Origin of the sequence: Rhodanobacter sp. A1T4 (assembly GCF_014207185.1) — a bacterium.
Classification (GTDB): domain Bacteria; phylum Pseudomonadota; class Gammaproteobacteria; order Xanthomonadales; family Rhodanobacteraceae; genus Rhodanobacter.
The window spans coordinates 282112-295693 of sequence record NZ_JACHCP010000007.1 but is presented as its reverse complement, the minus strand read 5'-3'; the positions used below and the strand labels follow the sequence as shown (position 1 = coordinate 295693).

Below are 13582 nucleotides of genomic sequence, written 5' to 3'. Positions count from 1 at the left end.
GTAGTGTGGCTTTGCCATGCAAGAGTAGGTCACCGCCAGGGGCCTTACACTGAACAACCCTCACCGGAAACGGTGGGGGTTTTTCTTTTTGCGCGACATGTTTATTTGCCTCGCTGCATAAGCTCGCGAGCTTCCCTGCGGCCTTATGATGGTCGAACCCTTGTCTTGAGTTAGGCGCCGAAGGACTGAATTTGTTTATCCACGTTGAAACCCGCCGTCGACCGCGCTGGCACTGGGCAACCTTGCTGGTCGTCACGGTCTGCGTGGTGTGTTTTCTTGCGTTGGCGCTGACGCCGGAACCCCAGCGCGGCCTGTTGTTGCTGGAATGGGGAACAGTACCGGCCAATATATTCAATTCGCACGAACCGCTGCTTCCGCAGCTGGCCGATCCTGCGCTGCTGCGATTGTTCACGGCACTGTTTATCCACGTGACGTGGCTGCATCTGCTGAGCAATATGCTCTTTCTGGCTATCTTCGGCTTGCCCGGCGAGCGAGCGCTCGGCTCGTTTCGATTTCTGCTGTTATTCGTCCTGGGCGGAATCGTTGCCAATCTGATTGGCGCCCTTTCGCTGGCTGGCGTACGGCTACCAATTATTGGTTGCAGTGGGGCGGTATCCGCCGTGGTCGGCACATATGTCGCGTTGTTTCCCCGGGCCAAGCTTGGACTGGTCTTGCCATTGGGTTTGTATCTGGAGTTCGTGCGGGTACCGGCTTTTTTGCTGATCGGCCTGTGGGCGCTGCTGCAGCTGCTCTTCAGCTATATCGGACCGAGTTATGGTGCTTACGTCTGGTGGGCACATATCGGCGGATTCATGTTCGGGGTCGTATTCGCGCTCTTTTCGCGTGATTCGATAGGCCGCCGGTTACGTGGCTGAGTCATTAGCTGACTGAGTCAATGGCGTGGCTCCAACCATGTACACGCGAAAAATGACGAAGCAACCGCCGAGCCATCGGCGTGGCGGCGACTGCTTTGAAAACCCCTGTTGGGTCTGAACCTTCCTGCCGCATATCGGCGTGCTTGCGTCTGACGTAGGCGCGCATTACTTCGGCATTGAACTCAGGATGGAACTGCGTACTGATCGCGCTTGGCCCATAACGGAGCAGTTGATGCGGGTCACGCGTTGATCGGGCCAACACGGTCGAGCCCCTTGGTGGCTCAAGCACGCTCTGCTCGTGGGTCGTATGTGCTCGAAAGACGGCCGGAAGGCCCGCCGTCAAAACATCGTGCGAAGCATCGTTGATGAGTTCGATTGGCTGAGTTCCGATCTCACGCCCGCCGGGAAGGTAATCGACCCGCCCACCCATAGCGTGTGCCATCAGCTGATGGCCATAACAGACGCCGAATAGCGGCAACTCCAGATCCATCGCGTCGCGTATCCAGCCAGCGGTGCGTTCGCTCCAGGAAGCGCGCTCGGTGACCATGGCCGCGGAGCCGGTAATCATGGCGCCGGCGACTTCTCGCGGCGGGGGCAACGACTGTCCGGCACTTACTTCAACGACCTGCAGTCGATGAGGCTCGACCCGCGTGCCGATTCGGAACCAGTGCGGAAAGTCGCCGTGGCGCCCACGAATGGGGTCTGGTGCTCGGCCAGTTTGAATGATCAGTACAGGTTTCATGCGGTACCAAATTGCGCGACGTTCTAGACGTCTTTACGGCTGTGCATCTTCGGGTAGCGTATCGTCAAAATTCTCGACGGGTGGCAGAACGGAAAGTATTTCTTGCACGGTCGTCAGGCCTACCGCCACCTGGTCAGCGGCGGAAATGCGCAACGGTCGCATGCCTTCCAATAGCGCGGCCTTGCCAAAGTTGCCAAGATCAAGATCAGCCGAGATGAGGCTGCGCAACCGCGGCGACAGTTTCATCATTTCGTAGATGCCGGTGCGGCCCAGGAAGCCGGTATTGCGACACTCGAGACATCCGAGCGGCTCAAAGACCCTTTCGGGAACGGGGATATCCCAGCCATGGGTAAGCACATTCCATGCTTGTGGATCCTGTGTCGTCGGCTGTTTGCAATGTGGGCACAGGGTTCGCACCAGTCGCTGCGCGACCACGCCGGTCAGGGTGGACTGGATCAGATAATGTGGTACGCCAAGATCAAGCATTCGGGTCACTGCGCTGGGCGCGTCGTTGGTGTGCAACGTCGACAGCACCAGATGGCCCGTCAGCGAAGCCTGCACAGCCATCTGCGCGGTTTCGAGATCGCGAATTTCGCCAACCATGATGATGTCCGGATCCTGTCGCAGCAGCGTGCGCACGCCGGCGGCAAAATCCAGGTCGATCGCCGCGTGCACCTGCATCTGGTTGAATTCGGGCGAGACCATTTCGATAGGATCTTCCACTGTGCATACATTGAGTTCCGGCGTGGCCAGATGCCGCAATGTGGAATAAAGCGTCGTGGTCTTACCCGAGCCAGTGGGACCCGTCACCAACACGATGCCGTGCGGGCGTTCGACCATGCTGCGCCAGAGGGTACCTTCGCCGGGCGAAAAGCCGAGCTGGGCAAAATCCTTAACGACCAGATCCGGGTCGAAGATACGCATCACCACCTTTTCGCCGAAAGCAGTGGGCATGTTGGAGATACGCAGTTCCACCTCGCGGCCGGATGCCGAACGCGTCTTGATGCGACCATCCTGCGGTCGGCGTTTCTCCGCCACATCCATGCGCGCCAGAATCTTGATGCGCGCGGTGACCGCCGTCATCACGGGTGACGGCAACTCGAAGACCTTGTGCATGCGGCCATCGATGCGGAAGCGGATCAACCCGACTTCGCGACGGGGCTCCAGATGGATATCCGACGCACGCTGTTCGAACGCGTACTGCAGCAGCCAGTCGACGATGTGCACGACATGGCGATCATCGGCGCCGACTTCACCGGTCTTGCCCAATTCGACCAACTGCTCGAAGTTGAGGATGGCAGAGGAAGTCTGGCTGGTGCCCTTGGCATCGTGCGCGAGCTGAATCGAACGCTGTACGCCGTAAAATTCCTGCAGGTAGCGATTGATGTCGATCGGGCTGGAGACTACGCGCTGCACGTCCCGGCGCAGCATCTGCGCCAGGTCGGTAGCCCAGGCAGCGTCGAACGGTTCACTGGTGGCGAACGTCACCTCGCCCGGTGCGACGGCCACCGGCAGAATGCGGTGACGCTGTGCATAGGCATGGCTGACCACCTGAGTTACCGAGCCCGCGTTGATCTTCATCGGATCGATTTTCAGATAAGGCAGGCCTGCATGACCGGCCAGCCATTCGGTCAACGTTTCCAGTCGCAGCGGTCGGCCAGGATCGCGCTGGTTGACCATCTTGGCGTTGGCGATCAATACCAGCGGATGCAGCTCTACCGTGGCGCGGCCGGCGCGCGCGCCCATGCGTACCTGCTTGGCATCGTCGGCGAGCAGGTAACCATCAACCACCAGCGCTGCCAGCATATCGTCCAGCTCGAGGCGGCCACGGCGGCCGAGCAGGGATGCGATTTGCGGTGATACAGCCATCCAGACGTGCCTCCGATAATGTCGCTTCTTGCGGGCATCCTATCGGAAGCATCCGGTAGAAAAGCAAGCTGCAGCTATACTAATACGCTTTATCCACGGTCACGGAAAACCATGTCCGCGCGCACCTTTCAGGACGTCATCCAGACTCTCAACCGCTACTGGGCGGAACAGGGTTGTGTGCTGCTGCAGCCGCTTGATCTCGAAGTCGGCGCCGGTACGTTTCATCCAGCCACCTTTCTGCGATCGCTCGGTCCCGAGCCGTGGGCAGCTGCTTATGTGCAGCCCTGCCGCCGGCCTACCGATGGCCGTTATGGCGACAATCCAAATCGCCTGCAACATTACTACCAGTATCAGGTGATGTTGAAGCCAAACCCGGAGAACATCCTCGAGTTGTATATCGGTTCGTTGAAAGAGCTGGGCATCGATCCGCTGGTGCACGATCTGCGCTTCGTCGAGGACAACTGGGAATCACCGACGCTGGGCGCCTGGGGGCTGGGTTGGGAGGTCTGGCTCAATGGCATGGAAGTGACCCAGTTCACCTATTTTCAGCAGGCTGGCGGCCTGGAGTGTCGGCCGGTGACCGGCGAGATCACCTACGGGCTTGAACGCCTGGTGATGTACCTGCAGAACGTGGACAGCATCTACGACATCGTCTGGACCCAAGCTCCACACGGGGTCGTGACGTATGGCGACGTGTTTCATCAGAACGAAGTCGAGCAGAGTACCTATAACTTCGAACAGGCCAATGTGCCCGAGCTGTTGCATTGGTTTGACGTCTGCGAGACCAATGCCAACCAGCTGATTGCCGCCAATCTGCCGCTGCCGGCATATGAGCAGGTCATGAAAGCCAGTCATACCTTCAACCTGCTCGATGCGCGTCGCGCCATCAGTGTCACCGAGCGCCAGCGCTACATCCTGCGTGTACGCACGCTGTCGCGCAGCGTGGCCGAAACCTATGTGGCGCAGCGGGAGAAGCTCGGGTTTCCCGGCCTGAAACAGTCCAGGGAGCAGGCCGCATGAGTGCCGCCAAATCGCTGCTGATCGAGCTGGGTACCGAAGAGCTGCCACCCAAGGCGCTGGATGAATTGTCCGCGGCGTTTTTGCGTGGTATCAACGATGGACTGGCGAAGCGCGGGATCGCTGCTGATTTCGATCAGGCCAAGGCGTATGCGTCACCGCGTCGTCTGGCCGTCCACATTCCGAACGTAGCTGCGGCGCAGCCGGAGCAGGTCGTCGAACGCCGCGGACCGGCGCTCAACGCCGCGCTCGATAAAGAAGGTCAGCCATCCAAGGCGTTGCTGGGTTTTGCGCAATCGTGCGGCGTCGACGTCGCGCAGCTGGAAAAGCTCGAAACCGACAAGGGCGGCTGGTACGTCTGGCGCTCCGTCAGAGCGGCTCAGCCGCTGGCGGCATTGTTGCCGGAAATCGTTGACGAGACATTGAAGGCATTGCCAATCCCCCGACCGATGCGCTGGGGCAGCCACGACTACAGCTTCGTGCGCCCTGCTCACTGGCTGGTGATGCTGCATGGCGCCGAGATCCTCGACGGCGAAGTGCTGGGTTTGGCGAGTGGCCGCAAATCGCACGGTCACCGCTTCATGCATCCCAAGCCGGTACACGTCGCCGATGCCGATAGCTGGCTGGATGCGATGCGGGCCGCCAAGGTGCTGGCGGATCCTGCCGAGCGCCGTCAGCGTATTCGCGATGAAATTGCCGGGGTCACCGTGCAGACCAGCGGTGTGCCACGCGTGAATGACGGGCTCTTAAACGAGATCGCCAACCTTACCGAGTGGCCCGTCGCCATCAGCTGCACCTTCGAGCGCGAGTTCCTCACCGTGCCGTCGGAAGCGCTGGTGATGACGATGGAGACCAACCAGAAATTCGTACCGGTGTTTGATACCGAAGGCAAGTTGACCGAGCATTTCATCGGCATCGCCAACATCGAGAGCCGCGACCCAGCCGAGATCCGCAAGGGCTATGAGCGCGTCATACGTCCTCGCTTCGCCGACGCCAAATTCTTCTGGGATGAGGATCTGAAAACGCCACTGGCCTCGTACATGGCGCAGCTGAAAAACGTCACGTATCAGCAGTCGCTCGGCAGTCTGTGGGACAAAAGCGTGCGCGTGGCCGAACTGGCGCGGATCGTTGCCAATCGGGTGGGCGTCGATGCCGGTCAGGCGACGCGTGCGGCGGCTTTGAGCAAGTGCGATCTGTTGACGCGGATGGTCGGTGAATTTCCTGAACTGCAGGGCGTGATGGGTCGCTACTACGCCATGCATGATGGCGAAACACCCGAAGTCGCCGAGGCGCTGGACAGTTTTTATCAGCCGCGCTTTGGCGGCGACGCGATTGCGGCAGGCAAGGTTGGCCAAGTATTGGCGGTGGCCGAGCGGCTCGACACGCTGGCCGGCATTTTTGCGGTCGGCATGAAACCCAGCGGCAACAAGGATCCATTTGCCTTGCGTCGCGCGGCGCTTGGATTGGCGCGCACGCTGATCGAGGCCGGCCTGGAGATCGATCTGCGCAGCAGCTTTGTCGAGGCACTGGAGATGCTGCCCGATGCGGCGCTGGCGGCCGGCCTCAAGCCTGGCAAGGATGGCAACGCACCGGCACTCAACGCGGGTCAGCGACGTGCGGCCCTGGCCGAGGAGCTGTACGACTTCGTAATGGACCGTCTGCGCGGTTACTACGCCGAAAAGGGTTTTGCTACGGCGTCGTTCGAAGCGGTGCTGGCGGTACAGCCGGGTAGCTTGCCGGATTTCGATCGGCGGCTGCGCGCGGTGGCGGAGTTTGGTCTGCGCGCGGAAGCAGCCAGTCTTGCAGCGGCCAACAAGCGTGTGGCCAATATTCTTCGTAAACAGGCCGAAGAGCCGGGTGCGCCAGCCATTTCCCGCACGGTCGACCCTGCGCATTTCGAATCGGATGCCGAGCGCGATCTGGCCGAAGCACTCGCCTCTGCGCAGCGGGACACGGCGGATTCACTGGAAGCGGGCAACTACACCGCCGTGCTGAATCGACTCTCGCAATTGCAGGCTCCGGTGGATGTGTTCTTCGAGAGCGTGCTGGTGAATGCGGACAACTTGGCCGTGCGCGCCAATCGATTGGCCCTGCTTGGCCAGTTGAAGGCCCAGTTTGGCGGAGTTGCCGATATTGCTCTGCTCTGAGCCGTGGATAGCGTCAAATAAAAAAGCAGCCGTGAGGCTGCTTTTTATATCTCATCGAAAATGGCTTCAGACCACAGGATTGCGCCCCTGCCGGATGCGCTTGGCCAGCCGGTGGTTGAACGTCACCATGGCCGTTGTGTCCACGTTGATGCCGCCCGGGCCGAGAATTTCATAAAGATCTGCCAGCATGTCGGTGTTGTCGGCCAACGTCAGCGGGCTATCGGCCAACTCGAGTTCGGACTGCAGAATTTTCATGGCGGTATTCAGCCGCTGCGAATCCACACCGTTTTCGTGGGCAGGCAGGATGCTGACCGAAGCGCTACCCAGGCGGAGCTTGGGGCGTGCTGAGATCACTTCGGCGCTGTATTGATCGTCCGGCGTGCTGGTCGAGGGGTCGGACTGGATCGCGCCTTCACCAGCAACAAGCCAGACCAGCGAGATGCCGAGCGTGCGCGCCAACGTCACGCAGCGTGCGCGGGAGGGATCGGTATTGCCATCGCGCCAGCTGCGCACCACGCCTTCCGAGAAGCCGCACATACGCGCAATTTCAGTGGCGCTACCAACCCGCTGAATCAGCAGCTTGATGCGGTCTGAAAAAGTCCCTGCCGGCGCGGGTGGATAGGATGGCTGCATATTCATGATAATGGCCGTGACAAGGTGGTGTAAGAGGTTGCGAAACCGCTGAAACTCTTGGTGCGTTATCTAGAACAGAGACGCTACCGTCGCTCTAATTTTGTGCCGCTTTCAACAGGATATGTTCTGATATTACGTATTCGGCGCAAATATTTACATATCTTTACTTAACTGCATGTCATTGAAAAATATCCACGAACAGCGCAGTGATCTTGGTCAAACAGGCTGCTCGGCTGTCTTGAAAGCATGTAGCGCATGCTAGATTTCAACGTACGCGCAGTTTCTTTCTTGGGAGTTTCGTAAGCTAATCTCTCGCAACGCGCCAGCATGGGTGCGGTTGACAACGCGGGCCCACCCCAAGGAAAGACATGAGTCAATTCGCGCTGCTGGGCAAACGCCGTTTCGCGCCCTTTTTCTGGACCCAGGCACTGGGTGCATTCAACGACAACGTGTTCCGTAATGCACTGGTGATGCTGGTGGCCTTCCAGATGGGGCTGGATGACCACACCGTATCGCTTTACACCAATTTGGCGCCGGCGCTTTTCATCATCCCGTTTTTCCTGTTTTCCGCCACCGCCGGGCAGCTGGCGGAGAAGTTCGAGAAGACTCGCATCATCCGCTACGTCAAGCTGTTCGAGATCGCTGCGATGGTGCTGGCGGCGTTCGGTTTCTATACCCATAACACGGCGTTGTTGCTGGTGGTGCTGTTCCTGATGGGTATGCACTCGACTACTTTTGGTCCAATCAAGTACGCGATCCTGCCGCAGGCCCTGAAGCCCGGCGAGTTGGTCGGCGGCAATGGTCTGATCGAGATGGGTACGCAGCTGGCTGTGCTGATCGGGCTGATCGTCGGTAGTGCCTTGATGCAGATCCCGCACCTCGGCACCGCGCTGGCTGGGGCCGTGACGATCACGGTGGCGATTGTTGGCTACATCGCCAGCCGCAGCATTCCGATCGCGCCGCCCACAGCGCCGGAGCTGAAGTTCAACTGGAATCCGTTGACTGAAACGTCCCGTGTGATGGGTATTACCAAGCAGGATCGTGGCGTGTTCAACGCCGTGCTGGGCATTTCCTGGTTCTGGTTTTTCGGCACCGTGCTGGTGGCGCAGTTGCCGAGCTATACCAAGCTCAATCTCGGTGGCGATGGCTCGGTCAATATTCTCGGGTTGACGCTGTTCTCGATCGGTACCGGTATTGGCTCGTTGCTGTGCGAAAAAATGTCCGGCCGGCGTGTGGAGGTTGGCCTGGTGCCGCTCGGTGCGTTTGGGCTGACCGCCTTCGGCATCGACCTGTTTTTCGCGCGACCGGGTCTGGCGCAGACGCACGGGTTGGATTGGCTGGCGTTTCTGCATGCCCATGGCAGCTGGCGTATTGCGCTGGACCTGACCTTGATCGGCGTTTTTGCCGGCTTCTATGTGGTTCCGCTGTTCGCCTTCATTCAGAGCCGCACGCCGCGTGACCGCCTGTCGCGGGTGATCGCGGGCAACAACATCCTCAACGCGCTGTTTATCGTCTGCGCTGCCGGTTTTGGACTGGGCATGGCCGCGCTGGGCTTTGGCATACCGCAGATCTTTCTGGCCATTGCGGCGCTGAATGCACTTGTGGCGCTGTACATTTTCACGCTGGTACCTGAGTTCGTGATGCGCTTTATCACCTGGGTGCTGGTCAACACGCTTTATCGGGTGCGTGTCGACGGTACGCAGAACATTCCCGACGAAGGTGCCGTGCTGCTGGTTTGCAACCATGTCAGCTTCATGGACGCGATGCTGCTGATGGCCAATCTGCGGCGCCCGGCGCGCTTTGTCATGTACTACAAGATCTTCAATATCCCGCTATTGCGGTTCGTATTCCGGACGGCGAAGGCGATTCCGATCGCCGGGCACAAAGAAGACCCTGCGTTGCTGCAGCAGGCCTACGACGCGATCGACGAAGCGCTCGCCGATGGCGAACTAGTGTGCCTTTTCCCCGAAGGAGCGCTGACACGCGATGGACAGATCGCGACATTCCGCACAGGTGTAGAAAAAATCCTGGCGCGACGGCCGGTGCCGGTGGTGCCGATGGCACTGCGCGGCTTGTGGGGCAGTGTGTGGAGCAGGCGCGATTCGATGTTGCATCGCTCGCGATTGCCGCGGCGTTTCCGTGCTCGGGTGGAGCTGGTGATCGATGCTGCAGTAGCGCCTGAGATGGTTACGGCCGTGTCATTGGAAAAACGTGTTGGCGAATTGCGCGGCGCGCTGGCGTAATGCACTGCTAGCCGAGTGAGGTCAGCTGAGCCAACCGCCAATTACGATCAATGCGACTGCGCTAAGCCACGCCAGTAACGCGCGCAGCAGCGCGCCGCGCAGGCGCAGCAATTCGGTGAGCGGTTCGCTGCGTTCCTCGAAGTAACCGTCACCGGCTTCAATATCGCTGATGATGTCGGCCTGTGCCGCCGCGCCGAGAAAACCTGGCGCTGCGCTGTACCAACTCGTGGCAGCTGCCTGACTGTGCCAGCGCCGCCACGCACCGATCACCGCTTCCCAGTGGCCCACCACGGCCAGGGTGAATGTCAGCAGCTGCGCTGGCAGCCAGTCCAGCGCGTTGGCGAAATAACGGGCCGCGTTGCGGCTGCTCGCATCGAGTGCCAGCGATTCGTCGCGAGCCAGCGTCTGCGCCAATCGATAAAGCAGGGCGCCGAACGGGCCGAGCAAGAAAAACCACAGTAGCACGGCAAACCGGCGGCGCAGCGCAGCGTACGCTACAGCCTCGCCCAGTGCGGGCGCGGTCCATGCCACGCTGCCGCCGTCGTCGATGAGTTGCTGCGCTGCGGCCTCGCGACTGGCGCCATCGGGCGCGTTCAGAATCGCCTCCAGATCGCTTTCGAATTCGCGTGGGCCGAAGCAGTACAGCAGCACGATCAGCGAAAACAGCAGCCCCAGCAATTCGCCGAGCGGCGGATGATCAAACAGCCACGACAGCAGCAGGCACACGGCCAGCGGCGGTAGCAAGGCCAGTACCACGCGCCCGCTGCCGCTGGTATCGGCCAACTGCGCTAGCCAGCGTTGGAACAGGCCATCACGACGCCAGCGCGCCAGTTGCGGCATGACGTGCAGCAGGCCGAGGGCAATAAGAGCAGTGAGCAGGCGGATAGCCATAGATGCGGACTCGTGGAGAGTGTGCGCATTGTATGCGAGTGTTCGATTCCACCGCAGATGGACGGTGATGCGCGTGCCGTACGCTGTCGATGAGATGGCGCGCGTCAGTTGCTGAAGATCGCGTGATGGGCGATCGCGTCTTCCGTGGCATCGTTTGATGATGTGGTACTACGACCGACCGATAGGGCTCAGGTTCAGCACAGCTTGGCGACGGTGAGTTCGGTCGACGTCAACGTGGGTGGCTGTCAGCGACCAGCGCATCCAGATCCAGTCCTGCACGCAGCTGCAGCCAGCCGGCAAGCAGCTGGTACGAGACCGACAGCGCCATCGACGGAAGGAAGCTGCCGTCGGCAAGGCCGTCGATGATCTGCTGAGGCGTGAACCAGCGCGCTTCTTCAAGTTCACGGTCGCACAAGGTTATCTCGGGCGATGAGGCGGTGGCGATGAATCCCACCATCAGCGAGGCGGGCATCGGCCACGGTTGAGAAGAGTGATAGCGCACCTCATCGACGATCACACCGGCTTCCTCGGCTACTTCGCGTCGCACGGCGTCTTCCAGCGATTCGCCGGGCTCCACGAAACCGGCCAGCGTGGAATAGCGCCCCGGCGGCCAGCCGGCTTGGCGGCCCAGCAAGCAGGCACCCTTGTATTCCACCAGCATGATGACGGCAGCATCGGTACGCGGAAAATGCAGATGGGCGCCGTCTGGATTAGTGCAACGAGCACGATGGCCGGCGGCGATCAGTTCGAGCGAGGCGCCGCAGCGATTGCAGTAGCGCATTTCGCGCTGCCAGTGCGACAGGCCCTTGGCATAGGCGAATAGACCGGCTTCCTCGGCGGCTAGTTGCAAGCCGGCGGAGCGAAGACTCATGCGTCGAGCGTCGAGCGCTTGTTCCAGCGAGCCGATGGGGGCGGATTCGTCCAGCACCAGCATGAAATGGGGGGTCGCATTGATCAGGCCGAGAAAACTGGCCGGCGCTTCGCGGATCAGCTGTTCGCGTTCGCGGATATCCAGCCAGCGCAACGCTTCGCGATCGCGAAGCATGAACGCTTCACCGGCGGCATCCAGCAGCAGATAGCGCGCATTGGGCGCGCTTGCCTGTTCGTTGATCCACGTCGTTTCGTCACGCCGCTCAGCTGCCCGGTTGAGTATCAGGCTGAGTCCGGCAAACGTGTTTTGACGCGGAAGCATGGCCCGATCCATCAAAGCATTCCGCTCAAGTCGAAAACGAAGAGCCGCACCCGCAGGTGGTCTTGGCGTTCGGGTTGCTGATCACGAACTGCGAGCCGCTCAGGTTCTCGGCGTAATCGATCTGCGCGCCGGTAAGATATTGCAGCGACAGCGGGTCGCACAGCAGCGTCACGCCTTCGCGCTCGAGCGCAAAATCGTCTTCGGCCTGTGCCTCGTCAAAGGTAAAGCCGTACTGGAAACCCGAGCAACCGCCGCCGGTGATGTAGACACGCAGCTTCAGCGCCGGATTGCCTTCTTCGGCAATCAGCTCGTGCACCTTGTGCGCAGCGGCCGCGGTGAACAACAGCGGTTCGCCGCTGCTGCGATAGTCGGGAATGGTGAGCAGGGTTTCCATGGTCTAAGAGTCTGTCTTCATAATCTAAATACGTCGCGTTGTCCTGCAGCGGCTGGCAGGTGATAGACCGTGGCGCAGCCCATGCTTGTTGCATGAGTAAGCCGCGGGCTGCCGCATGACGGCCGCTGCAGGACAATCCGCAGGGCCGGGTCTGTTTGCCCACTGGGCGGCGTCATCACTCGGTCATGTATCGACATACATTCCCTCTTTCTTCCTTGCCCCGCGGGCAAACAGCTCCCGGCGCGGCGCATTTGGATTATGAAGACAGACTCTAATATGGGGCCGTGTCGGACACGGTACAAGCATAGCGCCTTAGGCCATCACACCCTCATCCAGCGCATTTGGCGACGGCAGCTCGCGCGGTGTGTCGTCGGCTTGACGGGCAATACGTCCGTTCACCTGGGCACCGGCGGCCATTTCCATCGTGTGATAGCGCAGGTCGCCGTCGATACGCGCGTGAGCGGCCAGCTCCAGTCGAACGCTGACATGTACATCACCGGTCACATGACCATTGATGATGGCCTGCGGCACGCGGATTTCGCCCTGCACCTGGCCGTGCTCGCTGAGGGTGAAGATCGCATCGTCTCCCTCGCCCAGCACGGCTCCTTCAATACGTCCGTCTAAGTGCAGCGCGCCGCTGAAGCGCAGATCGCCGCGTATCACCGTTCCATGTGCGATCAGGCTGGTGTCCTGACTGACCTGACTGCGTTCGTTGCGTTTACGGTTGAGCATCGTGATCCCCCTGAGCTGTGATGATATTGCCACTGAGCGCGTCTTCCCACGCAACCGTGCGCGTTATTGGAGCGTCGCCCGCGGACTGGATGCCGATATGCAGTCGCATCGGACGAAAATTGGCAGGTAGCACGATGGTGCCGTGCAACTGCTGGAAATACATCAGGCGAAACGGCAGGCCGTCTTTCTGTGTGGCGTCACCCAGCGCGGCCCAGTCCAGTTGCACCACCTTGTCGCCACGCAGACCTTCCACGCTGACGGTCACGTTGCCGGTGATTTCATCGCTACGCTTGGCATTCTGGGTGAGACTGAGCATGAGGTTCCAGCCGTGCGAGCCGGAGATGGGCTCCAGCTTCACTTCCTGCAACTTCAATCCCTGATGCTGGGTATCGCCACCGACCAGGCGGGCGTAGAAGCCTAGATTGGCGCGCAAGCCACTTATTTCTTCCTCACGCTGGGTCAGCGTGACGCGCAGTGATTTGGTGGCTACCTCGTTGACCTGCGCATCGCGCTGGACATTGGCAACCTGCTGCTTCAAATCTTCGATTTGCGCGCTCATCGCGCGCTGTTGCCGGTGATCGATCGCCGCCGGGTTCGCATGCCGGCTCAGCAAGCCGACCACCAGTCCGGTCAGTAGCAGGCTACCCAGCCAGATCAGGCCAAGCCACAGCTGACGCCGCCTGAGACCGGCGTCGTCGTGCTTCCGCACCACAAAACGCGGCGGTGGTCGTGAAGCCATGCAGGTGGTTCCGGGGAAAACTCAAGGTATAGCCCCGGTGTGATGAAAGCGTCAAGGAACGAATGCACGCTTTGACGCTTCAGGCGCGCAAGGTAAATCCCTGCGCGC

At 60.4% G+C, this 13582-nt stretch carries 12 protein-coding genes; 4 read left to right on the top strand and 8 right to left on the bottom strand.

All coding sequences use genetic code 11. The features are described 5' to 3' along the window. The first annotated feature begins 191 nt into the window (after positions 1–191). Positions 192–875, top strand: a complete 684-nt coding sequence (locus HDE80_RS16215; protein WP_184603017.1) for a rhomboid family intramembrane serine protease — start codon at positions 192–194, stop codon at positions 873–875. Positions 876–879: 4 nt separating this feature from the next. On the opposite strand, the gene HDE80_RS16210 is transcribed toward HDE80_RS16215, so the two are convergent. Both HDE80_RS16210 and HDE80_RS16205 read right to left on the bottom strand, forming a co-directional pair. After that, on the bottom strand, positions 880–1617 hold the full coding sequence (locus tag HDE80_RS16210; protein WP_184672590.1) for a glutamine amidotransferase: 738 nt from the start codon (positions 1615–1617) through the stop codon (positions 880–882). Between the two features lie 33 nt (positions 1618–1650). After that, positions 1651–3486: a GspE/PulE family protein gene (locus tag HDE80_RS16205; protein WP_184672588.1), complete on the bottom strand. Its 1836-nt coding sequence runs from the start codon at positions 3484–3486 to the stop codon at positions 1651–1653. Positions 3487–3597: 111 nt separating this feature from the next. Here HDE80_RS16205 and glyQ point away from each other — a divergent pair, with 111 nt between their 5' ends. Both glyQ and glyS read left to right on the top strand, forming a co-directional pair. Then, positions 3598–4506, top strand: a complete 909-nt coding sequence (gene glyQ / locus HDE80_RS16200) for a glycine--tRNA ligase subunit alpha (RefSeq protein ID WP_184672587.1) — start codon at positions 3598–3600, stop codon at positions 4504–4506. Beyond that, positions 4503–6650, top strand: coding sequence for a glycine--tRNA ligase subunit beta (gene glyS, locus HDE80_RS16195; protein WP_184672585.1), 2148 nt, complete (start codon positions 4503–4505; stop codon positions 6648–6650). Before glyQ ends, glyS begins: the two co-directional genes overlap by 4 nt. A 66-nt stretch (positions 6651–6716) precedes the next feature. On the opposite strand, the gene HDE80_RS16190 is transcribed toward glyS, so the two are convergent. Beyond that, positions 6717–7289, bottom strand: coding sequence for a helix-turn-helix transcriptional regulator (locus HDE80_RS16190; protein WP_255483847.1), 573 nt, complete (start codon positions 7287–7289; stop codon positions 6717–6719). Positions 7290–7651: 362 nt separating this feature from the next. Between HDE80_RS16190 and HDE80_RS16185 the strand changes: the two genes are divergently transcribed. Continuing rightward, on the top strand, positions 7652–9526 hold the full coding sequence (locus tag HDE80_RS16185) for an MFS transporter (protein WP_184672583.1): 1875 nt from the start codon (positions 7652–7654) through the stop codon (positions 9524–9526). A 21-nt stretch (positions 9527–9547) separates the two neighbouring features. On the opposite strand, the gene ampE is transcribed toward HDE80_RS16185, so the two are convergent. The 5 genes from ampE to HDE80_RS16160 form a co-directional block, all read right to left on the bottom strand. After that, entirely contained in the window at positions 9548–10417 is an 870-nt protein-coding gene (gene ampE, locus HDE80_RS16180; protein WP_184672581.1) for a regulatory signaling modulator protein AmpE, read from the bottom strand. A 229-nt stretch (positions 10418–10646) separates the two neighbouring features. Further along, complete coding sequence (gene nudC / locus HDE80_RS16175; RefSeq protein WP_184672579.1) at positions 10647–11621, bottom strand: NAD(+) diphosphatase; 975 nt, start codon at positions 11619–11621, stop codon at positions 10647–10649. 13 nt (positions 11622–11634) lie between these two features. Next, the gene (erpA, locus tag HDE80_RS16170; protein WP_179480793.1) at positions 11635–12003 is read right to left on the bottom strand and encodes an iron-sulfur cluster insertion protein ErpA; all 369 of its coding nucleotides are present in this window, start codon (positions 12001–12003) and stop codon (positions 11635–11637) included. Positions 12004–12315: 312 nt separating this feature from the next. Then, complete coding sequence (locus tag HDE80_RS16165; protein ID WP_184672577.1) at positions 12316–12735, bottom strand: polymer-forming cytoskeletal protein; 420 nt, start codon at positions 12733–12735, stop codon at positions 12316–12318. Beyond that, the gene (locus HDE80_RS16160; RefSeq protein WP_184672575.1) at positions 12722–13474 is read right to left on the bottom strand and encodes a DUF6776 family protein; all 753 of its coding nucleotides are present in this window, start codon (positions 13472–13474) and stop codon (positions 12722–12724) included. Before HDE80_RS16160 ends, HDE80_RS16165 begins: the two co-directional genes overlap by 14 nt. Positions 13475–13582 lie beyond the last annotated feature (108 nt).